Source organism: Cupriavidus oxalaticus (assembly GCF_038900635.1).
Lineage (GTDB): Bacteria > Pseudomonadota > Gammaproteobacteria > Burkholderiales > Burkholderiaceae > Cupriavidus > Cupriavidus oxalaticus_B.
In genome coordinates, this window is sequence record NZ_JAYMRX010000008.1 from 195,048 (window position 1) to 217,731 (window position 22,684).

Genomic DNA, 22,684 nt, shown 5'->3' on the forward strand with positions numbered 1-22,684 from the left:
GTATGGAATTCGTCCTTTGGGGGCATCGCGAGGAGGGCGGCCGCACTCAGCCAGCTGCGCTCGAATTCCGCGCCAACGTCTGAAGCGCCGTCCGCCGGAGCCGGCTCTATCCAAACGTCTCCGCATAAAGAGCCACCAGCCAGTCGACGAACACCCGCACGCGCGGAGACAGCTGCCTGTGATGCGGATACAGGGCCGACACCGGCAGGTCAGGGCTCGGCCAATCGCTCAAGACCTCGACGAGCCGCCCCTCGCGCAAGGCCTCGTCGACGTGGAAGCGCGGCACCTGGATCAAGCCGCAGCCGCGCAAGGCGGCCGTGACGTAGTTCTCGGCATCGTTGACGGACATCCATCCGGCCAGCGAATACGACTGGAGCTGCCCATTGACGTGCAGCTCCAGCGGATAGCTGGCCGCGCCGCTGCTCGAGAAGAACTTCACGACTTCGTGCCGGGAGAGCTGGTCGGGATGTTGCGGGATGCCAGACGCTTCCAGGTAGGCCGGACTGGCACACACGACTTGCGGCATGAGCGCCAGGCGCCGCGCAACGAGGGAGGAATCTCGCGGCGTGCCCGCGCGGATGACGCAATCGACGCCCTCCCGTACCAGGTCCACCAGGCGGTCACCGCCGGATACCACCAGGTCGATGCGCGGATAGCGCGCCCGGAATTCGTCGATGCGCGCCAGCACGATCCTGGTGGCGTGGGTACCGTGCATGTCGACACGCAAGACCCCGCGCGGATTCGCCGCCACGTGCTGCAGAGACGACTCGGCGTCGTCGAGTTCAGCCAGCAGGTGGACGCAACGTTGGTAGAAGGCCTGGCCGTCGAGCGTTGGCCTGACCTGCCGCGTCGTGCGTTCGAGCAGCCGGACGCCGAGGCGCATCTCGAGCGCCTTGATGGCATGGGTAGCGGTGGCGCGCGGGATATCGAGCGCCGCCGCGGCGTGGCTGAAGCTGCCCAATTCGACGATGCGGGTGAACAATTGCAGGGAATCGAAGCGGTCCACAGGAAGGAACTATTGTTGAGGCTGGTTGAATTGATATGGCGATTTTGCACCATTTATCTAGCCTGCACGAACAACCACAATTTGCTCCAACGGCATGTCGCCTTGTCCCTTCCGGAGCATTCCCATGGATTCCCAGACTACGAACAACCACCAGAGCGGCCATTGTCACCGGCGGATCGCGCGGCATCGGCCGCGCCGTCGCCTTGCGGCTCGCTGCCGACGGCTTTGCCGTCGCGGTCGGCTATGCCGGCAATGTGGCGCACGCCCAGGACACCGTCGCGGCGATCGAATCGGCCGGCGGCCGGGCCATCGCGATCCGGGGCGATGTCGGAAGCCCTGATGATGTAGCCCGCCTTTTCGCGGAAACGAAGGCCGAATTCGGCGGCATCGACGTAGTGGCCAACTGCGCCGGCGTGATGCCGATGGCACCGATCGTGCCCGCCAGCCTGGCCGACTTCGACAAGGTCATTGCGACCAACTTGCGCGGCACGTTCCTGGTGTTGGCGCAAGCGGCCGAAAACCTTCGCGCCGGTGGGCGCATCATTGCGGTGTCAACCAGCGTCATCGCCAAGTCATTTCCTTCCTATGGGCCGTATATTGCGTCCAAGGCCGGCGTGGAGGGACTGGTCCGCGTGCTGGCCAACGAGCTTCGCGGACGCGGCATCACCGTCAATGCCGTTGCGCCAGGGCCGGTGGCCACCGAGCTGTTTCTCGATGGCAAGAGTGCGGAGCAAATCGACCAGATCGCGCGGCTCGCTCCGCTCGAACGGCTCGGGACGCCCGAGGATATTGGCCGCGTCGTGTCGTTTCTTGCTGGCGAAGATGGTGGCTGGATCAACGGGCAGGTGCTGCGCGCAAACGGAGGATTCGCATAAGCAACCGTGGCAACCGTGCCGCACCCGTGAAATCCTCACGGCACACGTCAGGTATGGAACTCGCCGGTGGGAGCATCCGCAGAAGGTGGCCGTTCCCAGCCGCTGCGCTCGAATTCCGCAATTACCTGCGCGCCGAGCAACAGCAGCGTCGCGGCGATCTCCAGGCTCAGCAATACCACGATCGCGGTGGTCAGCGAGCCATAGACCCGCCCCACCTGCGACAGCGTGGTGAAGTACCACACCAGCGCATGACGCGAGATCTCCCACAGCACCGCGGCGAGCACCGCGCCGCACAGCGCATGGCGCAAGGACAGCCGGCCGACCGGCATCACCATGTAGATCGACGTCAGCATCAGGATCTCGCCAAGGAAGCCGAGCAGGTAAAGGAGCGTGGTGGAAAGCCGGTCGAGCGACCAGTCATGGCCCAGTACTTCCACGTGCCGTTCGCCAATGGCGATCAGCCCGCCCGAGACAACTGTCACCAGCAGCAGCCCCAGGCTGAGCACCGCGATATAGCAGTAAGGCAGCACCGCCGAGATCAGGAAATGCCGGCGCCGGATGGCGACGCGATGGACGAAGATCACTGACATGGCGTTTTCCAGCACGGTGAACGCCAGCGAACTGAAGAACAGCATCGTGCCGAGCAAGACCCAGCCGACGGTGCCGCGGGTGCGCAGGAACGACGCCAGCTCGGGCACAAGCGCCCGGGACTGTCCGGGCACCACCCACTCCAGATAGCGCGCCAGCGTCGACAGCAACAGCCGCGGGTCGATCACATGCGACAGTGCGATCACCATCAGGATCAGCAGCGGCACGATCGACAGCAGCGCGTAGTAGGCCACCGCCCCGGCCAGCAACAGGCCCTGGTTGGCGCGGAACTGAACCAGCGTGCGCCACAGGAAGTTCCCCGGATGACGGAGCAGGTCGCGGACGCGGGCGTCGAGAAGCTGCATGGCGGGCACAGAGAGGGCAGGTGCCGACATTATGCGTCGGCGGGCGCGCAAGTGCCCGGCCTGTGGTGCCGGCAGCGCCCGCGCCACAGCGGCTTGCGCCCGCGGAATCAGACCTCGATGTCGATGGTCTGGCCCAGGTGCGGCGGGTTGCTGGCCGCGACCGGCTGGGGCATGGCCTGCAGCAGTGCAGCCATGCCTTGTGCCTGCATGTCCAGCGACTTGCGCAGCATCAGCAGGCTTACCGGATCGGCGCCCGGATCGCCCGCCAGGCCGGCGGTGACGTTGGAGATTTCCATGGAGAGGTTTCCTTGGTGAAGGTTGGGAGAGACGGCGGGATAGAACTTCCGCCAGCACCCAATGACGGCCCCGGCCGTCCAAACCTTGAGGGCGGCGCCTGTTCTCAAATGCTTCCGGCACCACCGAATATCACAGTTCGTGACATTCATTAAGCACTTTCCAGGGTAGCTTTCAGGCTTCCCCGCGACAATTGTCCATGTTTCTCGGGCGCTGCGCGGTCGTTGATCCCCGCCGGAGCGCCGCCCATGGGCAATCGTTCGCTGTTCCTTTCCTCCCGCACCGTTTCCCTGCGTGGCGATGGCCTGCCCCAACTCCTCGGCCAGATCGCCCTGACCGTGGCCCGTGTACGGGGCACCGAAGGCCTGAACAGCCTGTTCACCTATACCGTCGATGTGAAGACGCCGGACGAACTGCACACGCTGTCCGGCCCGGCCGCCAATCTTGACCTGGCGGCGATGCAGGGCAAGGTGCTGACGCTCGAGATCGAACTCGACGGCGCGGGCACCGGCCTGGCCGGTCACCTCGGCGCCGGTACGCGTGAAATCACCGGCATCGTGACCCAGGTCGAGGGGCCAAGGCCTGAGGGACGCCACTTTGTCTACCGCCTCACGCTGCGGCCGTGGCTGTTCCTTGCCACGCTCACCTCGGACTTCAAGATTTTCCAGCAGAAGACCGTGGTCGAGATCTTGCAGGACCTGCTGGCCGACTACAGCTTCCCGGTCGAGAACCGCCTCGACGTGGCGCGCTATCCGACGCGCGAATATCAGGTGCAGTATGGCGAGACCGATCTTGCGTTCTTCGAGCGCCTGACCCAGGGGTGGGGGATCTCATATTTCTTCGAACACAGTGGCGGCCATCATCGCCTCGTGCTCACCGACGGCAATGGCGCCTTTCGCCGCTTTGAAAGCCCTGCCTATCACACGCTGACCTGGCGTTCGTCCGCCGATCGGGCCGATGCCGAGCACCTGTACGGCTTCCATGTTCAAGACCAACTGGTGTCCGGTAAGTGGACCAGCACCGACTACGATTTCGTGAAGCCGCGCGCCGACCTGTTGGTGGTCAGCCATGACCCGCGCGACACCGTTCACGCCGAAGGCGAGATCTACGAGTACCCCGGCGACCACGCTCAGCCGGCCACCGGCAACGAGCCATGGCGCGCGGGCGAAATGCTCGCGCGCATTCGCATAGAGACGCCACCGTGGTCGGCCCCGAGGGGGAGCAGGTGTGGGTCGATGAATTCGGGCGCATCAAGATTCAATTGCACTGGGACCGCACCGGCCGGCGCAACGCCAACAGTTCGTGCTGGGTGCGGGTCTCGCAGGTCTGGCAGGGCGACCAGTTTGGCGCGAGCCACCTCCCGCGCATCGGTCAGGAGGTCATAGTCGACTTTACCCATGGCGATCCGGACTGCCCGATCGTCACCGGCCGGCTGCCCAACCGTGCCAACCTGTGGGTGCTGCCCGGCCAGCACGCGCTGTCGGGCTTCCGCAGCAAGGAACTCTTTGGCGAGCGCCACAACACCTTTATCCAGGACGACACCCAGGGCGAGATCCAGACCCAGCTCGGCAGCGACCACCAGGCGTCGATGCTGAGCCTGGGCTATATCACCCGCATCCCGGATGCTGACGGACGCCGGGACAAGCGCGGAGAAGGGTTCGAGCTGCGCACCGACGGCTGGGGCGCACTGCGCGCCGGCTCAGGCCTGCTGGTCAGCACCGAGGCCCGGCCCGATGCCCGGGGCCATCATAAGGATCTGCCGGAAACCGCGCAGCGCCTTGCCAGCGGGCAGGCGTTGCAGCAGGAACTGGGCGAGGCCGCCGACTACCAGCGCGCCCAGGACGGCCAGCAGGCCGGCGTGGCCGATGCGCTCAAGGCCCAGCACGACACCTTGAAAGGGAGCCGCGAGCAAGGCGAATTCGCCGCACCGCACCTGGCGCTGGCCAGTCCCGCCGGCATCGCCGCGACCGCGGCCGAAGACATCCACCTGCGCAGCGAGCGGCATACAGCCCTCACGACCGGGCAGCACCTGTCGATCGCCACCGGCAAGAGCTGGCTGGCCAGTGCGAGGGAAATGATCGTGCTGTTCGCGCGCAAGGCCGGCATGCGCTTCTTTGCGGCCAAGGGCAAGATCGAGATCCAGGCGCAGAGCGATGACATCGAGGTCATTGCGCAGAAGGTGCTGCGCCTGATCAGCGCGCAGGAGCGTATCGAGATTACGGCCAGGAAGGAAGTCCTGATCAATGGCGGCGGCAGCTACGTGCGCATTAATGCCGAGGGCATCGAGCATGGCACGCTGGGTACCTGGAAGGCGCATGCCAACTCGCATGCCATGCCCGGGCCGAAGTCGATCGGGCAGGCCATGCCGCTGCTGCCGCAGACCGAGGCCAGGGTAGCCGAGCATTTTGTGCTGGCCGAACTGGGTACCGGACTGACCCTGCCGGATCAGCCCTATCGCATCACCCTGGATGACGGCCGCGTGATCGCCGGCGTCACCAATGCGCGCGGGGAGACCGCGTTGGCGATGGCGGCGGTGGCGCAGGTGGCGCGGCTGGAATTCCTGTCGGCGAGCGAGTCCGGCAAGGTCTTGGCGGTGCACGAACCGATGCTGATGCAGGATGTGCGGCACGCCGCAGTTGCCGCGCCGAATCCGGAACGGCGCTCCACGCAGGTGGGGGGCAAGACGGCGGAGAAGGCCGGGCGCGAGCCGACCAGCGAGAACAAGCAGCCGATGCTGGTTACCTGCGATCCGCACAACTTTGGGCTGCGCTTCTGTGAAATCGCCATTGATCCGGTCACGGGCAAGCCAGGCGAAAGCGGTCGGCCGTTGCGCAAGGATGTGGTCTATACGGTTGCCAAGGGCTATACCGCGGCTATCAAGCCGGTGCTGCAAGGCATCGATTGGGGCACGATGAGCTGGCCGCTGTCGGATACTGAGACAAAAAGCTTGGCCAAGAAAATCCAGCCGTTGGTTTTCGGTGCACTGCGCAGCGGGCCGTTTGGCTTGCCTGACGGAATTGCAAATGGATCCCCCAGCTCAGGGGCGCTACCTGCGATCACGATCGTTACCGACGAACAATTGCAAGCGTTGCACCTGGTGGCCACTGCCAATGCGGGCTTTCTGCGCCAGCTTTGGCAGATTGCCGTGACACCCAAGACGATCGAGCCGCTGCTCACTGCCCGGGACCCGGCTAGCCGGGATATCGCGCAGAAGGTGCTGGCCGACGCCCTTTATCACGAAGCCAGGCACTGCCAGCAGGAATTCTGGATGGCGGCCCTGATGCAGCAGTTCCCTCAGGACTATGCGCGCGTGCCGCATATGCAAGAGTTCTACAGGGAGTTTTTCCACAAAGGGGTGTTCACGCTGGCCGCCAAACAGGCGATTCCAAAAGATCCGCTGGTGTTGAGGGGATTGCATCGGATGCTGGCGGGGCACTACTACTGGCTACTGGCCGGTCTGCGCGAGGGGCGGCTGGAATACAAGGCCCGGAACCCTGGCGTGCCGCTCTTCGGAGACGCCTTCTATGACGCCGAGTTGCAGGCGGCGCGGCAATTCGCTTACGACTTGCTGCAGACCGTCGGCGCGGGAGGCGTTTCCATCAATGTCGACACCATGGTGAACCATGACACAGGATATCGGGCACAACTGCACGAAGACGACGCGTTTGTTTGCGGTGAGGTGGTCCAGTCGTACTGGGATAGCCGCAATGGCACTCCTTTGTTGCGTAACCCTGGGACTTGCACAAGAGAGTTCTCCGAAGCCGCCGGCGGTACGGGAGGCCACGGTCATGGCTGAGCGCTACACCGACCAGCAGCGGCAGGTCGTGCGCGAGATCCTGCAGGCAGCCATGCGCTTGCTGCGTGACGACGTGCCACTGGAGAAGGTCAAAGCGGTCTTTGGGAAGAACTGGGATATCTCACCGTTGCCGGGCAATCCGTTTGCCAAGGAATACAACTTCTCCCACCTGATGCTCCCAAGAGTGTCCATGGTGCTCTACACGGGGGATGACCCTGATGACTTCCGCGAAGATCGCACCAAGGCGGCAGTAGTGCCGACTTTTTTTTCGATTCACTTCACGCCGCTTCTGGACGAGCTTGCAATCGAAGAGCTGGAGCGGCTGCTGCAACTGAAGGTAGGTAGTTACCAGTTTTCGGAAAGCCATGTCGTACCGTACAACCGCTTCCTGCCCGACCCGCTCACGCCGTTTGCGGAGCCCTACCGTTACCAGGCGCTGGAGGTGCCGGGCAGCAAATTTCCGGTGGATGTCGAGCTTGACTATATCCGGCCGGGGGCACGGCCCCCGGAGCAGGGCGGTCTGACCTCGACAGTGCTGGCTGAAATACGCATAAAGCGCGACTACCCCGTGCTCACCCAGGAAGAGCGCAAGGCGCGGTCGCGCGAGATGCCGGTGTCGCTGCGCCAGCGCTACGGCCCCTTGCCGATGAGCGGCGATATGTGCCACGCCACAGGAAAATATGTGCCAATCTTCCCGGACGGGCGCCACTACACGCATCGCTTCACTGGCAGCAGTGTGTTCCAGCTGTCGGCGGACATGCTGTTTCCCAAAGCGCCGGTCTGGAACAGTGCGACCGGACAGGACGAGTGGCATGAAGTCTGGTGGCACAACCTGGGATGAGGTGATCCCGTTTTTACTCCGATGAACTCCCTGTCTTTTCCGCAATGCGCCGCTACACCAGCGTCTGAGCCGCCACCTGCTGCGCCCCCGCCGCCCGCCGCAGGCAATCCAGCATCGCCGCCACCGCCGCGCGCGACTCGCCATCCGCGCGCCAGTACATCGACACCGAGCCGAACCCCGCCAGCCGCAGCGGCACGATGCGCAGCGCGCCCAGCTCTTCGAGCCGCCGCGCGGTGCGGTGCGAGGCCAGCCCGACCATGTCGCTGTTGTTGAACAGGGTCAGGTTCAACACGGTGGAATTGCTTTCCACGCAGTCCGCCGGCAGCGCGCGCCCGGCGCTGGCCAGCGCGCCTTCCAGCGCATTGCGGATCGGTGTGCCGCGTGGCCAGACCACCCAGCGGTGGCGGTACAGGTCGTCCCAGGCCACCTTGCGGCCCTGCAGCAGCGGGTGCCGCGGCCGGGCGACGAAGTGGATCGGCTCCATGTAGAGCGATTCGGTCCGCATCTGCGCATCTTGCAGCTCCGGCGCCGAACGGCCCACCACGATATCCAGTTCGCTGCGCGCGAGTTGCCCCATCAGCCGGTCCATGGTGGTTTCCAGCAGCCGCACGCTGGCGCGCGGCATCTGCTGCAGCAATTGCAGCGCGGCCAGCGGCACCGTGTCCGCCGCCGAGGCGCCAGAGGTGCCCACCACCACCAGCCCGCTGCCGCCGTCGCGCATGGCCTGCAGGTCGTCGCGGGCGGTATCGAGCTGGGCCTCGATCCGGCGCGCGTGCTCGATCAGCGACTCGCCGTAGGGCGTGGGCCGCAGGCCGCGCGCCTGGCGCTCGAACAGCGGCAGGCCGATATCGTCCTCCAGGTCTTTCAGCCACTTGGAAAGCCCGGGCTGGGTGGTGTTCAGCATGGCGGCGGACTGGCTCATGTTGCCGGTCTCGGCCAGGCTCAGCAGCATCTGCAGGTTGCGCAGGCGAAGTCTCTGGGTCCAGTCCATGGGTGTGAGCTATACGGTAAATCGTATCGATAAGATGAAATCTTCATTTCAAATCTTATAGGGCGCGAAGTATAACGACAACAAGACGGTGCGCAATCAATCAGGCACCCACAAGTAGCGCTCCCCATACCGAGCAGAAGTTACGGAGACAGCATGTCCGAGCACACCCCAGATCCGGCCCGCGTGGCCTACTACGAAGAAATCGGCCGCAGCCACATGACCCCGCTGTGGGAGTCGCTGCACGCCCTCGTGCCGCCGCAGCCGCGGCCGCAGATCGTTCCCGCCATCTGGAAGTACGCGCAGATCCGCCCGCTGGTGATGCGGGCCGGCGGCGTCATCAGCGCCGAGGAAGCGGTGCGCCGCGTGCTGGTGCTGGAGAACCCCGGCATCCCTGGCAAGTCCAGCATCACCTCCACGCTGTATGCGGGGCTGCAGCTGATCCTGCCGGGCGAGATCGCCCCCAGCCACCGCCATACCCAGTCGGCGCTGCGCTTTATCGTCGAAGGCAAGGGCGCCTGGACCGCCGTCAATGGCGAACGCACCACCATGCATCCGGGCGATTTCATCATCACGCCGTCGTGGACCTGGCATGACCATGGCAACCCCGCCGTGAAAGATGGCGGCGAGCCGGTGGTGTGGCTCGATGGGCTGGACATCCCGCTGGTGCAGCAGTTCGACGCCGGCTTTGCCGAGAACTACCCCGAGTCGCAGCAGCCCGTGACCCGCGCCGAAGGCGACAGCTTTGCCCGCTTCGGCCACAACATGGTGCCGGTGCGGCACCGCGTGACCGATCCCACCTCGCCGATCTTCAGCTACCCGTACGCGCGTTCGCGCGAGGCGCTGGACCAGCTCTACCGCAACGGCGAACTCGATTCCTGGGACGGCGTCAAGCTGCGCTATGTCAACCCGGCCACCGGCGGCTGGCCGATGCCGACCATCGCCACCTTCATGCAGTACCTGCCGGCGGGCTTCCAGGGCAAGACCTACCGCAGCACCGACGCCACCGTGTACAGCGTGGTCGAAGGGCGCGGAACGGTGCGCATCGGCGATGCGCAGTTCCAGTTCGAGCCGCGCGACGTGTTCGTTGCGCCGTCGTGGGCGCCGGTGCAGCTCGGCGCGCTGGAAGACGCCGTGCTGTTCAGCTATTCCGACCGGCCGGTGCTGTCCGCGCTGAACCTGCTGCGCGAGTCTCGCACCTGAGTCGCGCACCTGACTCCGACAATCCTGAAAATTGCCGCCGCGCGCGGTGCCGGCCGGCACCGCCGGGCCGGCGCTCACCTGACAGATCCCTGGAAACCTTGACCATGTCCTACGTCTTCACGCCCCCCGCCACCGTTGCCATCCCCGTTGCCGGCAGCGATGACCAGTTCGCCGTGCGCCGCGTCTACTGCGTGGGCCGCAACTACGCCGCCCACGCCCGCGAAATGGGCTTCGATCCTGACCGCGAGCCGCCGTTCTTCTTCTGCAAGCCGGCCGACGCCATCGTCCCGGTGCAGGCCGGCACCACGCTCGACTTGCCCTATCCGGCGCAGACGCAGAACTATCATTACGAGGCCGAGCTGGTGGCCGTGATCGGCAAGGGCGGCTCGGATATCGCCGTCGAGCAGGCGCTCGAGCACGTGTGGGGCTACGCCGTCGGCCTCGACATGACCCGCCGCGACCTGCAGATGAAGATGCGCGAGATGGGCCGCCCCTGGGAAATCGGCAAGGCCTTCGACGCCTCGGCGCCGGTTGGCCCGATCCACCGCGCCAGCGACATTGGCCATCCGCAGCAGGCCAGCCTCTGGCTGACGGTCAACGGCGAGACCAGACAGCGCAGCGATGTGTCGCACCTGATCTGGTCGGTGGCCGAGACCGTGGCCTACCTGTCGCAGTTCTTCCGCCTCGAGCCGGGCGACGTCATCTTCACCGGCACTCCTGAAGGCGTGGGCGCGGTCAAGGCCGGCGAAACCATGGTCACCGGCGTCGACGGTCTGGGCGAACTGACCGTGCGCGTGGTCTGACCTCGCGCCACGCTCAGCACACAGGCAATACGACCATGCAGCTCTACAGTTTCTTCAACAGCTCGACGTCCTACCGCGTGCGTATCGCGCTGGCCCTCAAGGGCCTGCCGTACGACTACCTCGGCGTCAATATCCGCACCGGCCAGCACCGCGAGGCGGAGTATGTCGACGGCATCAATCCGTCCGCTTCCGTGCCCGCGCTGGTCGATGGCGACTTCACGCTGGGCCAGTCGTTCGCGATCATCGACTACCTGGACGCGCGCCATCCCGAGCCGCGCCTGCTGCCTCAGGACCCGGAGCAGCGCGCGCGCGTGCTGGAGCTGTCGATGCTGATCGGCTGCGATATCCACCCGGTCAACAACCTGCGCGTGCTGCGCTACCTGCAAGACGTGCTGAAGGTCACGCCCGGGCAGAAGGACGACTGGTACCGCCACTGGATCGACGAAGGCATGGCCGGCGTGGAACGGCTGCTGGCACGCCACGGCCACGGCAACTGGTGCTTCGGCAATGCGCCCACGCTGGCCGATGTCGCGCTGGTGCCGCAGGTGGCCAACGCGCTGCGCATGGGCTGCGACCTGGGCCGCTACGAGCGCGCGATGGCCGTCTACGCCCACGCCAGCACCCATCCCGCCTTCGCCCAGGCCGCGCCAGCGCGCCAGCCCGATTACACCGCTTAAGCACCGCCTAAGCACCGCCTGACGCCAGCGGCGCAGGCCAGGAGACAGACATGAGCAGCACCCACAACGCCAACAACGCGACCGGCAAGGTCCTCATCATCGGCGGCGGCATCGGCGGCCTGGCCGCGGCGCTTGCGCTGGCACGCCAGGGCATCCGCATCGAACTGCTGGAACAGGCCGAGCAGATCGGCGAGATCGGCGCCGGCATCCAGCTGGCCGCCAACGCCTTCGCCGCGCTCGATGCACTGGGCGTGGGCGAGGCCGCGCGCGGCCGCGCGGTCTTTACCGACTACCTCAGCCTGCGCGACGCCATCGACACCAGCGTCATCGCGCAGGTCGATGTCGGGCAGGCTTACCGCGAGCGCTTCGGCAACCCGTATGCGGTGATCCATCGCGCCGACATCCACCTGTCGATCCTGGAAGCGGTGCAGGACCACCCGCTGATCACCTTCCGCACCAGTACCCGCGTCGAGCAATTGCTGCAGGACGACAACGGCGTGACCGTGATCGACCAGCATGGCGAACACCACCGCGGCGATGCGGTGATCGGCTGCGACGGCGTCAAGTCCGCGATCCGCCAGGCGCTGATCGGCGATGAAGCGCGCGTGACCGGGCACGTGGTCTACCGCGCGGTGGTCGACGTGGCCAACATGCCGCAAGACCTGCAGGTCAACGCCCCCGTGGTATGGGCCGGCCCGCACTGCCACCTGGTGCATTACCCGTTGCGTGGCGGCCAGCAGTACAACCTGGTGGTGACCTTCCACAGCCGCGAACAGGAAACCTGGGGCGTGCGCGACGGCAGCAAGGAAGAAGTGCTGTCGTACTTCGAGGGCATCCACCCGCTGCCGCACCAGATGCTGGACCGCCCGACCTCGTGGAAGCGCTGGGCCACCGCCGACCGCGATCCGGTCGAACGCTGGAGCTTCGGCCGCGCCACCATCCTCGGCGATGCCGCGCACCCGATGACCCAGTACGTGGCGCAGGGCGCCTGCCAGGCGCTGGAAGATGCCGTGACGCTCGGCGCGGCGGTGAAAGCCGCGGATGGCGACTACGCAGCCGCTTTCAAGCTGTACGAGCAGGCCCGCATCCCGCGCACCGCGCGCGTGCTCTATGCCGCGCGCGACATGGGCCGCGTCTACCACGCCAAGGGCGTCGACCGGCTGGTACGCAACAGCCTGTGGACCGGCCGCACGCAGGCGCAGTTCTACGACGCGCTGCAATGGCTGCACGGCTGGCGCGCCGACAAATGCCTGAGCCCCACGCCCTGGCTGTAAGCCGCTGACCGCGGCGTTCCTTTCCACGCTGAAAACCCTGATAGCGAGCTGGCGGCCGACGGAGCCGCCGGCCCTCTCTCGCCCGCAAATCCTGGCAACAAGGAGGAGACACCATGCCTGCCAGCCAACCGCTCAACGTCACCGCGTTCATCGACCGCCAGCCGCTGTCGGCGTTCCAGGTGACCATCGTCGTGCTGTGCTTCCTGATCGTTGCCGTCGACGGCTTCGATACCGCCGCGATCGGTTTTATCGCGCCCGCCATCCGCGCGGAATGGCAGCTGACGCCGGCACAGCTCGCGCCGCTGTTCGGCGCCGGGCTCGGCGGCCTGATGGCCGGCGCCTTCCTGTTCGGCCCTCTGGCGGACCGGTTCGGCCGCAAGGGCGTGCTGGTGCTGTCGGTGCTGTTCTTCGGCGCGGCCAGCCTGGCTTCGGCATGGTCGAATGACCTGTGGACGCTGGTGCTGCTGCGTTTCCTGACCGGCCTGGGCCTGGGCGGCGCCATGCCCAACGCGATCACGCTGACCTCCGAGTTCTGCCCGGACAAGCGCCGCTCCTTCCTGGTCACCACCATGTTCTGCGGCTTCACGCTGGGCTCCGCGTTGGGCGGCCTGGCCTCGGCCGGGCTGATCGACGCCTTCGGCTGGCGCTCGGTGCTGGTGGCCGGCGGCGTGCTGCCGCTGCTGCTGGCGGTGGCGCTGGTCTGGATGCTGCCCGAATCGGTGCGCTACCTGGTGATGACCGGCAAGTCGCGCGAGCGTATCGTCGCCACGCTTCAGAAGATCGCTCCGCATGAAGACCTGCGCGGCGCCACCTTCGCGGTCAGCGAGCAGCGCGCCACCACCTCGCCGGTGCGGCACCTGTTCCGCCCCGAGCTGCTGCGCGGCACGCTGCTGTTCTGGCTGACGTTCTTCATGAGCCTGCTGGTGATCTACCTGCTGTCGAGCTGGCTGCCGACGCTGCTGCGCGGCACCGGGCATTCGCTGCGCACGGCGGCGCTGGTGACCACCATGTTCCAGGTCGGCGGCACCGTGGGCGCCATCGCGCTGGGCTGGCTGATGGACCGGATCAATCCGCACTACGTGCTGGCCTCCAGCTATTCGCTGGCAGCGGTGTGCATCGCGGCGGTGGGCAGTGTTGCGTCCGAACCGGTTGCGGCGGGGTTTGCGGTGTTCCTGGCGGGGTTCTGTATTTCCGGGTCGCAGGTGGGGGCCAATGCGTTGTCGGCCAGCTTCTATCCGACCGATTGCCGTGCCACCGGCGTGAGCTGGGCCAACGGGGTGGGGCGCATCGGCTCCGTGCTCGGGTCCGTGGGTGGTGCGACGATGCTGTCGATGGGGCTGGGGATGCCGGCGCTGTTCGTGCTGGTCGGGGTGCCGGCGTTGATTGCGGGGGTGTCGATGCTCTCGCTGGGGGTGGTCAGGCGGGAACGGGTGGCGGAGCGGCTGGCGGTTTGAAATGCAACCGAAGCGGTATGCCTGCCGCTCGGCTTTCTCCCCTCTCCCGCTCGCGGGAGAGGGAGCACGCAATCAGCTCGGCGTCGGTCGTGATCGCCGCGCCATCTCATTCCACGTCAATCACCCGCCCCGGACAAAGGATCCCGTTCGGGTCCATTGACCGTTTCAGCAACCGCATCAACCCCAGCGCCTCGGGCGTGCGCGAATGCCCGAGGAATGGCTTCTTGTGCGTGCCGATGCCATGCTCGGCGGAAATGCTGCCGTCGAACTCGCGCACCTTGGGGTAGAGCACCTCGCTGATTTCATGCTCGGGAAAGTCCTTGGCCGTCGCGCCAGGCAGATAGACACTGACATGCAGGTTGCTGTCGCCCACATGCCCGAAGTTGACCAGCTCCGCATGCGGCCAGCGCGCCAGCACCGCCGCGCGCAGGCTCTCGGCGAAGCGGCCGATCTGGCCGATCGGCAGGCTGACGTCGTAGGCGGCATTGGGCGCCCACATCACCGGAAACTCGGCGACCGCGTCGCGCAGTTTCCAGAAGCTCTCGGCTTCCTTCTCGCTGGATGCCACTGCGGCGTCGGTAATCAGGCCGGATTCCATCGCCGTTTCCAGCATCAATTCGAAGGCCGCGCCGTCCTGTTCGGCGTCATTGCCCTGCAGGTCGACCAGCACATAGAAGGGTGAGCCGGCCGGCAGCGGGGCGCGCACGCCTGGTACGCGCGTGGTCACCAGTTCATAGAAATCGGCCCACATCGCCTCGAAGGCCGAGACGCGGCCGGACAAACGGCGCTGCGCATGGCGCAGCAGCGCGACCACGTCTTCATAGCTGCGCAGCGCGCACAGGGCGGTCTGCGTGCAGCCCGGCAGTGGTGCCAGACGCAGCACGGCCCGCGTAATCACGCCGAGCGTGCCTTCGCTGCCGATAAAGAGCTGGCGCAGATCGTAGCCGGCATTGTTCTTCTGCATCTTGTTGAGCGAGCTGACCACGGTGCCGTCGGCCAGCACCGCTTCCAGCCCGAGCACCTGATCGCGCATCATGCCGTAGCGGATCACGCGGTTGCCGCCCGCGTTGGTGGCGATATTGCCGCCGATCTGGCAGCTGCCGCGCGCACCCAGGTCCACCGGAAAGAGCCAGTCCGCCGCGCGCGCGGCATCCTGCGCGGCCTGCAGCGTGGTGCCGGCCAGTACGGTCATGGTGCCGGCCTGCGCGTCGATCTCTTCCACGCCGCGCATGCGCTCGAGCGACAGAACCAGTTCACCGCCGGCGGGCGTGGCGGCGCCCGCCAGGCCAGTCAGCCCACCCTGCGGTACCACCGGCTGCCGGTGGCGATTGCAGATGGCCAGCACCGCCGACACCTCGGCCGTGCTGCGCGGCCGTGCCACCGCGAGCGGCGGCTGCGGATCCAGCGGTGCGTACCAGTCCTTGCGGAAGCGGGTTTCGATGGCATCGCCAGCTTGCAGGCCGGCGGGATCGAGTACGCCGGCCAGTTCGGCCAGCAGGGCGGAGGGGTCTTGCACGGGTGCCATCGGGGTCTTTCCGGTTAAGGGAGTCGGTGGAGCGAGGGAGAGCGGGGAGCGCGCCTATGCGCAGCGAAGAATGCTAGGCAAGGCCGTGCACGGTGATAAGAGCCAATCGGCGCCGGCGCGGTGGCACCACCGCGTGCCATCCTGCCTCGTCACGCACCGCTCCATGCTTCGTGGTTGATGCGCGCGCTGAATTCACGCGGGGGCTGGCGCGTGCGCGCCAGGTGCTCCATGGCCGGCTCGATGACTTCGGCCAGCTTGTTGAAAGCGGGGCCGATGTCGTCCTCCGGCACGCAGGCGTAGCCCAGCAGCAGCCCCTGCCGCGCCCGCTGCTCGTCGCTGTAGTAGCGCGACAGCGGCCGTGCCGACAGGCCCTGCGTACGCGCCGCCATGCTGATGCCGAGATCGTCGGCGCCCGGCGGCAGGTGCATCACCAGGTGCAGCCCGGCCTCATGCGTGGAGGTGGGCCAGTCCTGGCCGAAGCGCCTGGCGATGGCCTCGCGCAGCAGTCCCTGGCGCTGCGCATAACGCTGGCGCATGCGGCGCAGGTGCGTGGCGTAGTGGCCTTCCTCGATAAAGTCCGCCAGCACCGCCTGCTGCATCAGCTGTCCCTCGCGGAACAGTTCCGACAGGCCCGTGGCGAAATGCGGAGCCAGCGGCTTGGGCAGCACCATGAAGCCCATGCGCAGTCCGGGAAAGAGCGTCTTGGAGAAGGTGCCCATGTAGATCACCCGGTCGTGCTCGTCCAGGCCTTGCAGCGAAGCCAGCGGCCGCCCCTCGAAGCGGAACTCGCTGTCGTAGTCGTCCTCGACGATCCAGGCGCCGCGCTGCCGCGCGTACTCAAGCAGCATGCGCCGCCGCGTCAGGCTCATCACGGTGCCAAGCGGGTACTGATGCGAGGGCGTCGCAAAGATAAAGCGGGGCGGGTCCTGCAGCGTGGCGGCGTCGGGCGCGATGCCTTCGTCATCCACCTGCACGGGAATCACATCGACGCCCGCATTGGTCAGCAGGCTGCGCGTGCCCCAATAGCCGGGATCCTCCATCCATGCCTTGTCGCCCGGATCGGCCAGCAGGCGCGCGATCAGGTCGATGGCCTGGTGGATGCCGGTGGTCAGGATGATCTGCTCGGGCTCGCAGCGCACCGCGCGCGCCAGCCGCAGGTGCTCGGCCAGCACGCGCCGCAGCGGCATATAGCCGCCGTGGTGGGCGTAGGTCAGCAACTCCGGGCGCGGATTGCGCCAGTGCTTGTTCAGCAGCCGCGCCCAGGTCGCGTGCGGGAACAGCGAGACATCGGGCACGCCCGCCATGAAGGCGCCCCATTGCCGGTCCGATGCACCGGCGTTGGACACAAGATGCATCCCGCGCCGCGACAGATCGAAACGGTTTGAGTTTTGCTGCACTGCGGGCACAGGCGTGGTGCCAATCCGGGCACCAGGCTTGTGCAATGCACTATGGTCGGGAAAAGTCTGCGAGACAAAGGTGCCACGTCCCGTCGATGCCGTGACGTAGCCTTCCGCCAGCAACTGCTCATACGCGTACAAAACGGTATTGCGGGAAACCCCTATCTCCGTCGCCAGCAGCCGCGATGCGGGCAGCTTGCTGCCCGCGGAGATAGAGCCAGCAAGGATTTCCTGGCGAATCAGCTCATACAGCTGGCGGTTCATATGTGTCCCGTTGCGCTCCGCCTGCGCCCCCGCCGGACGCTCCAGCCGCTGCAGCAACAACTCGGACAGAATCGTTTCCTTCAAAGTGGCTCCAGCAAATATCGTGAATATGGACCTATGTATGGTACCAACGATCGTTTAATTTTCCATCCGTGGCCGGCGTCATCGCGAAGTTATTGTCGGTGGCGCCCGATGCGTCGGCATCGCGTCCCCTTCATGCGTCCCTTCATGCGCCCCCTATGCGCCCACGTTCGCCAGGAGCTTTCATGTCAGGTCCCGATTCCTTCACGGCCAGCCCGTCCTCCGACGCGGTGGCGCTACCCACCACCGCCGAGCTCTCGCAAGCCGTGCGCGACCTCCTGCCCTATATGGTCGAGACGCTGTCCGGCTTCGTGGCGGCCAGAAGCCCGTCTGGCGAAGAGCAGCCGGCGGCCGACTTCATCGAAGGCGCGCTGGCCGAGCTGGGCCTGGCTTGCGAGCACATCGCGCTGCGCACCGAGGACATCCGCCACCTGCCGATGTATTCGCCGGCGTGCTGCCCGGATGGCGGCCGCTACAACCTGCTGGCGACGCATCGGCCCAGCCGCAAGGGCGGCCGCTCCGTGCTGTTCAATGGCCATCTCGACGTGGTCCCGACCGGTCCGGAATCGATGTGGAGCCAGTCGCCGTTCGCGCCGGTGGTGAAGGACGGCTGGCTCTACGGCCGCGGCGCCGGTGATATGAAAGGCGGCATCGTGTGCGCGCTGGCCGCGTTCAAGGCGCTTGCCAGCCTGGGCCTGCAGCCGGCCGGGGCGGTGGGCTTCAATGCGGTGCTGGAAGAAGAGAACACCGGCAACGGCGCGCTTGCCACGGTGGCGGCGCTGCGCGGCGCGGTCGGTGCCGGCAAGCTGGCGTCCTTCGACACCGTGATCATTCCAGAGCCGCTGGGCGAGAGCCTGATGAGCGCGCAGGTCGGCGTGTTCTGGATGTTCATCGACCTGACCGGCAAGCCGGCGCACGCGGCCTACATGACCAGCGGCGTCAACCCGGTCGAGGCCGGCATCGCGGTGATGGAAGACCTGCGCCAGCTCGAAGCGGAATGGAACCGTCCGGAACGCCGGCCGGCGGCATACCGGGACCACGCGCACCCGATCAACTTCAATCTCGGCCAGATCCAGGGCGGCGAGTGGAACTCGTCGGTGCCGTGCACCTGCATGCTGGGCGTGCGCATCGGCTTCTTCCCCAACATGGATATCGACGAGGCCAAGGCCACGGTGGAAGCGCGCATCCGCGCGACCGTCGAGCGCCTGGCCAGCAATCTCGAACTGCGCATCCGCTATGAGGGCTTTCACGCCCCCGGCTGCGAATTCGATCTCGACGTGCCCAGCATGCAGGCGCTGGGCGAAGCGCACCGCAAGGTCAACGGCACGCCGATCCGCCGCGAGGCGACCACGGCGACCACCGATGCCCGGCATTTCCGCATCGGCCTGGAAACGCCGGTGACCTGCTACGGGCCCGAGGCCCGCAATATCCACGGCATCGACGAGTCGGTGTCGCTGGACAGCATGGTGCGAGTGACCACGACGCTGGCCCAGTTCCTGGTGGACTGGTGCGGCGTGGAACCGGCCGGCGACGCGGCCTGAAGAAGCCGCGCGCAAGCACAACCGGCGCTGCCATCCCGAAGCCATCAACAAAACGAGCCAAACTGAGGAACTGCCCGATGAACCGATTCACGATGCGACTGACCAAGAGTGTGCTGTCGATGGCCCTTGCCGCCACCGGCCTCTCGCTGCTGCCGCTGGCATTGCCGGCCGGCAATGCCATGGCCCAGACCAAGGGCGGCACGCTGTCCGGTATCGTCCAGCCCGAGCCGCCGATCCTGGTGAGCGCGATGAACTCGCAGGCGCCGACCCAGTATGTCGCCGGCAAGATCTACCAGGGCCTGCTGACCTACAGCCCCGACCTGAAGCCGCAGCCGGAACTGGCCAAGTCGTGGACCATTTCGCCGGATGGCCTGACCTATACCTTCGAGTTGCAGAAGGGCGTGAAGTGGCATGACGGCAAGCCGTTCACCTCCGCCGACGTGGTTTTCTCGATCGACAAGATGCTGCGCGACGTGCACGTGCGCACGCGCGCGGTCATCAACAAGTACATGGCGTCGATCCGTGCGGTCAACGACAGCACCGTCGAGATCAAGCTGAAGGAGCCGTTCCCGCCGTTTATCTCGATGTTCGAGACCGGCACCATGCCGATGATGCCCAAGCATATCTACGACGGCACCGACTACCGCAATAACCCGGCCAACCAGAAGCCGGTCGGCACCGGCCCCTTCATGTTCAAGGAGTGGAAGAAGGGCGCCTATATCAAGCTGGCGAAGAACCCCAACTACTGGAAGGCGGGCAAGCCTTACCTGGATGAGCTGGTGTTCTACGTGATCCCGGATTCCGCCTCGCGTGCGGTCGCCTTCGAGAAGGGCGACGTGCAGGTGCTGCGCGGCGGCGATGTCGACAATGTCGACGTCAAGCGCCTGCGCGCGCTGCCCAACGTGGAATACACCACCAAGGGCTGGGAAATGTTCTCGCCGATGGCCAGCATGCTGCTCAACGAGCGCAAGCCGCCGTTCGACAACGTCAAGGTGCGCCAGGCGGTGATGCACGTGCTCAACCGCAAGATGATCGTCAACAACATCTTCTTCGGCATGGGCAAGCCGGCGGTCAGCCCGTTCTCGTCGACCACGCTGTTCTTCGACAAGAACATGCCCGAGTACGACTTCAACCTGAAGAAGGCGCGCGAACTGGTCAAGGCGTCGGGCGTCGACGTGGGCAAGTATCCGGTCAAGATCCTGTCGACCTCGTACGGCGCCAACTGGGACCGCCTGGACGAATACGTCAAGCAGATGCTCGAGCAGCTCGGCTTCAAGGTCAGCATCGAGTCGGCCGATGCCGGAACCTGGTCGGCGCGCCTCAGCAACTGGGAGTTCGACCTGACCACGACTTACACGTACCAGTATGGAGATCCCGCGCTGGGCGTGGAGCGGCTCTACGTGACGCGCAATATCGTCAAGGGCACACCGTTCGCCAACGTGCAGGGCTACAGCAACCCGAAGGCCGACGAGCTTTGGGCCAAGGCCGGTTCGACCATGGACACCGCGGAGCGCCAGAAGCTGTACAGCGAGTTGCAGAAGATCCTGGTGACCGACGTGGCCAACGCCAACCTGTTCGAGGTGGAGTTCCCCACGCTGTACCGCAAGCACGTCAAGAACCTCGTGACCACCGCCATCGGCCTGAACGAGTCCTTCGACAACGTCTCGATCGAGAAGAACTGAGCGAGACCGGAGCCACTGCCCGCGCCTGAGCCGGCGCGGGCAGGCAGCCCTGAAGCCTGAAATCCGCTGCCATCGCCGCCGCCCCGCATCGGGAACGGCGAGGGCCAGCCGCATCCCAGTGCCGTGGTGGCCAGCCCGGCCGCCAGCGTGGAGCAAGCCGTGAACTTTCTATCCTTTCTTGGCGCCCGTCTCGGAAAGGCCGTCGTGGTCGTCCTTGGCGTGGTCGTCATCAACTTCTTCCTGATCCGGATGGCGCCGGGCGACCCGGCCACCGTGATGGCGGGCGAAGCCGGTGCAGGCGACGCCGCCTTCGTTAACCAGCTGCGCGAGCAGTTCGGGCTCGACAAGCCGGTGATGACCCAGCTCGGCATCTATCTCAAGGGCGTGGCGCAGCTTGACCTGGGCTACTCCTACCGCAACCACCTGCCGGTGCTGGACCTCATCCTCGACCGGCTGCCCGCGACCTTCCTGCTGATGAGCGGCGCCTTCCTCTTTTCCATCGTGCTGGGCGTGCTGCTCGGCGTGATCGCGGCGCGCACCCGCTACGAAAACCGCCGCCGCTGGATCGACAGCGCGGTGATGTCATGCGCACTGCTGCTGTATGCGACGCCGCTGTTCTGGCTGTCGCTGATGGCCATCATCCTGTTCTCGGTGGTGCTCGGCTGGCTGCCCGCCTTCGGCATGGAGACCATCGGCGCCGGCTACACCGGCCTGGCCCGCGTCAAGGACGTGGCGCTGCACATGATCCTGCCGACGGTGTCGCTGGGCTGCTTCTTCATGGCCGTGTACGTGCGCCTGACGCGCGCTTCCATGCTGGAGGTGATGGGCATGGACTATGTCAAGACCGCGCGAGCCAAGGGCGTTCCCGCCGGCCGCGTGATCCGCGTGCATGTGCTGCGCAACGCGCTGCTGCCGGTGATCACCTTTGCCGGCATCCAGCTTGGACAGATGGCCGGCGGCGCGGTGCTGACCGAAACCGTGTTCTCGTGGCCGGGCATCGGCCGGCTGATGTTCGATGCGCTGCTGCAGCGCGACTACCAGCTGCTGCTCGGCATCTTCTTCGTGACCTCGGCGCTGGTGGTGTTCTTCAACCTGGTGACCGATGTGATCTATCGCTTTATCGACCCGCGCATCGCCGCGGGCGGCAAGGGAGCCACCGCATGAAAGCCTTCCTGCAACGTTATTGCCGCAACTATGGCGCGGTGATCGGCCTGCTGGTGCTGTTGGGAGTGCTGGCACTTGCCGTGCTTGCGCCGATCTTCTATGAAGAGTCGCCCTGGCTGATGGTGGCCGAGCCGCTGGTGCAGCCGTTCACCGACCCGGCGCTTCCCTTCGGCACCGACATGCTTGGCCGCGACATCACCGCCGGCATGCTGTACGGCGCGCGGGTCTCGCTGCTGGTGGGCGTGATCTCCACCGCGGTGGCGCTTGCCGTCGGCATCGCCGTGGGTTCGGTGGCAGGCTATTGCGGCGGCCGTGTCGACGATGCGCTGATGCGCATTACCGAGTTCTTCCAGACCATTCCGCAGCTGGCGATGGCAGTCGTGATCGTGGCGATCTTCAATCCGTCGATCTATTCCATCGTCGCCGCGATCTCGGTGGTGTCGTGGCCGCCCGTGGCGCGCCTGGTGCGCGGCGAGTTCCTGTCGCTCAAGCAGCGCGAGTTCGTGCAGGCCGCGGTGGTGATCGGGCAAAAGCCGGTGCGCATCATCGCCACGCAGATCCTGCCCAATGCCATGTCGCCGATCATCGTGTCGGCCTCGTTCATGGTTGCCACGGCGATCCTGACCGAATCGGCGCTGGCCTTCCTGGGGCTGGGCGATCGCAACATGATGAGCTGGGGCTTCATGATCGGCGCGGCGCGCACCATGATCCGCGAAGCGTGGTGGATGAGCGTGTGGCCCGGCGTGGCGATCCTGCTGACGGTGCTGTCGATCAACCTGATCGGCGAGGGCCTGAACGACGCCATGAACCCCCAGCTGCGCCGCCGCGGCGAGTGAGCGCCCGCCTGGACTAGCAAAGGACAAAGT

Annotated in this window: 18 protein-coding genes and 1 pseudogene; 13 read left to right on the forward strand and 6 right to left on the reverse strand. The window is 66.1% G+C overall.

Features of this window, described 5'->3' with window-relative positions; all coding sequences use genetic code 11:
• Positions 1-106: 106 nt before the first annotated feature.
• Positions 107-1,006: a LysR family transcriptional regulator gene (locus tag VSR71_RS15790; RefSeq protein ID WP_342914791.1), complete on the reverse strand. Its 900-nt coding sequence runs from the start codon at positions 1,004-1,006 to the stop codon at positions 107-109.
• A gap of 35 nt (positions 1,007-1,041) precedes the next feature.
• Here VSR71_RS15790 and VSR71_RS15795 point away from each other — a divergent pair, with 35 nt between their 5' ends.
• Entirely contained in the window at positions 1,042-1,881 is an 840-nt protein-coding gene (locus tag VSR71_RS15795; protein ID WP_342914792.1) for an SDR family oxidoreductase, read from the forward strand.
• A 47-nt stretch (positions 1,882-1,928) separates the two neighbouring features.
• On the opposite strand, the gene VSR71_RS15800 is transcribed toward VSR71_RS15795, so the two are convergent.
• Together VSR71_RS15800 and VSR71_RS15805 are read right to left on the reverse strand one after the other, a co-directional pair.
• Entirely contained in the window at positions 1,929-2,834 is a 906-nt protein-coding gene (locus VSR71_RS15800; protein WP_342914793.1) for a YihY/virulence factor BrkB family protein, read from the reverse strand.
• A gap of 107 nt (positions 2,835-2,941) precedes the next feature.
• Complete coding sequence (locus VSR71_RS15805; RefSeq protein WP_342914794.1) at positions 2,942-3,130, reverse strand: YjfB family protein; 189 nt, start codon at positions 3,128-3,130, stop codon at positions 2,942-2,944.
• Positions 3,131-3,376: 246 nt separating this feature from the next.
• Here VSR71_RS15805 and VSR71_RS15810 point away from each other — a divergent pair.
• The 3 genes and pseudogenes from VSR71_RS15810 to VSR71_RS15820 form a co-directional block, all read left to right on the forward strand.
• Positions 3,377-4,261: pseudogene (locus VSR71_RS15810) on the forward strand (phage late control D family protein); the annotation flags it as partial.
• A gap of 20 nt (positions 4,262-4,281) precedes the next feature.
• A complete protein-coding gene (locus VSR71_RS15815; RefSeq protein WP_342914795.1) occupies positions 4,282-6,924 on the forward strand; it encodes a type VI secretion system tip protein VgrG in 2,643 nt (880 codons plus the stop codon).
• Positions 6,917-7,765: a hypothetical protein gene (locus tag VSR71_RS15820; RefSeq protein ID WP_342914796.1), complete on the forward strand. Its 849-nt coding sequence runs from the start codon at positions 6,917-6,919 to the stop codon at positions 7,763-7,765. The genes VSR71_RS15815 and VSR71_RS15820 overlap by 8 nt, the downstream gene beginning before the upstream one ends.
• 52 nt (positions 7,766-7,817) lie before the next feature.
• Here the strand turns inward: VSR71_RS15820 and VSR71_RS15825 are convergent, their stop codons facing one another.
• Positions 7,818-8,756 carry a LysR family transcriptional regulator gene (locus tag VSR71_RS15825; protein ID WP_342914797.1) on the reverse strand — a complete coding sequence of 313 codons (939 nt, stop codon included), beginning with the start codon at positions 8,754-8,756 and terminating at the stop codon, positions 7,818-7,820.
• A gap of 153 nt (positions 8,757-8,909) precedes the next feature.
• Between VSR71_RS15825 and gtdA the strand changes: the two genes are divergently transcribed.
• The 5 genes from gtdA (at position 8,910) to VSR71_RS15850 (ending at position 14,164) form a co-directional block, all read left to right on the forward strand.
• A complete protein-coding gene (gene gtdA, locus VSR71_RS15830; protein ID WP_342914798.1) occupies positions 8,910-9,956 on the forward strand; it encodes a gentisate 1,2-dioxygenase in 1,047 nt (348 codons plus the stop codon).
• Between the two features lie 104 nt (positions 9,957-10,060).
• Positions 10,061-10,759 carry a fumarylacetoacetate hydrolase family protein gene (locus VSR71_RS15835; RefSeq protein WP_342914799.1) on the forward strand — a complete coding sequence of 233 codons (699 nt, stop codon included), beginning with the start codon at positions 10,061-10,063 and terminating at the stop codon, positions 10,757-10,759.
• Positions 10,760-10,794: 35 nt separating this feature from the next.
• Complete coding sequence (maiA, locus tag VSR71_RS15840) at positions 10,795-11,436, forward strand: maleylacetoacetate isomerase (protein WP_342914800.1); 642 nt, start codon at positions 10,795-10,797, stop codon at positions 11,434-11,436.
• Between the two features lie 50 nt (positions 11,437-11,486).
• A complete protein-coding gene (locus VSR71_RS15845) occupies positions 11,487-12,710 on the forward strand; it encodes a 3-hydroxybenzoate 6-monooxygenase (protein WP_342914801.1) in 1,224 nt (407 codons plus the stop codon).
• A gap of 113 nt (positions 12,711-12,823) precedes the next feature.
• Positions 12,824-14,164, forward strand: coding sequence for an aromatic acid/H+ symport family MFS transporter (locus VSR71_RS15850; RefSeq protein WP_342914802.1), 1,341 nt, complete (start codon positions 12,824-12,826; stop codon positions 14,162-14,164).
• A gap of 106 nt (positions 14,165-14,270) precedes the next feature.
• Here VSR71_RS15850 and VSR71_RS15855 read toward each other — a convergent pair whose 3' ends face one another.
• Both VSR71_RS15855 and VSR71_RS15860 read right to left on the reverse strand, forming a co-directional pair.
• Positions 14,271-15,689, reverse strand: coding sequence for an FAD-binding oxidoreductase (locus VSR71_RS15855; protein WP_342914803.1), 1,419 nt, complete (start codon positions 15,687-15,689; stop codon positions 14,271-14,273).
• Between the two features lie 149 nt (positions 15,690-15,838).
• Positions 15,839-17,434 (reverse strand): PLP-dependent aminotransferase family protein, encoded by a 1,596-nt coding sequence (locus VSR71_RS15860; protein WP_342914804.1) that lies wholly within the window; start codon positions 17,432-17,434, stop codon positions 15,839-15,841.
• A 182-nt stretch (positions 17,435-17,616) separates the two neighbouring features.
• On the opposite strand from VSR71_RS15860, the gene VSR71_RS15865 reads away from it, so the two are divergent.
• The 4 genes from VSR71_RS15865 (at position 17,617) to VSR71_RS15880 (ending at position 22,654) form a co-directional block, all read left to right on the forward strand.
• Positions 17,617-18,972, forward strand: a complete 1,356-nt coding sequence (locus tag VSR71_RS15865) for an ArgE/DapE family deacylase (RefSeq protein ID WP_342914805.1) — start codon at positions 17,617-17,619, stop codon at positions 18,970-18,972.
• A gap of 77 nt (positions 18,973-19,049) precedes the next feature.
• Entirely contained in the window at positions 19,050-20,654 is a 1,605-nt protein-coding gene (locus tag VSR71_RS15870; protein WP_428979412.1) for an ABC transporter substrate-binding protein, read from the forward strand.
• Between the two features lie 159 nt (positions 20,655-20,813).
• Complete coding sequence (locus VSR71_RS15875; protein WP_342914806.1) at positions 20,814-21,818, forward strand: ABC transporter permease; 1,005 nt, start codon at positions 20,814-20,816, stop codon at positions 21,816-21,818.
• On the forward strand, positions 21,815-22,654 hold the full coding sequence (locus VSR71_RS15880; RefSeq protein ID WP_342914807.1) for an ABC transporter permease: 840 nt from the start codon (positions 21,815-21,817) through the stop codon (positions 22,652-22,654). The genes VSR71_RS15875 and VSR71_RS15880 overlap by 4 nt, the downstream gene beginning before the upstream one ends.
• The last annotated feature ends 30 nt before the right edge of the window (positions 22,655-22,684 follow it).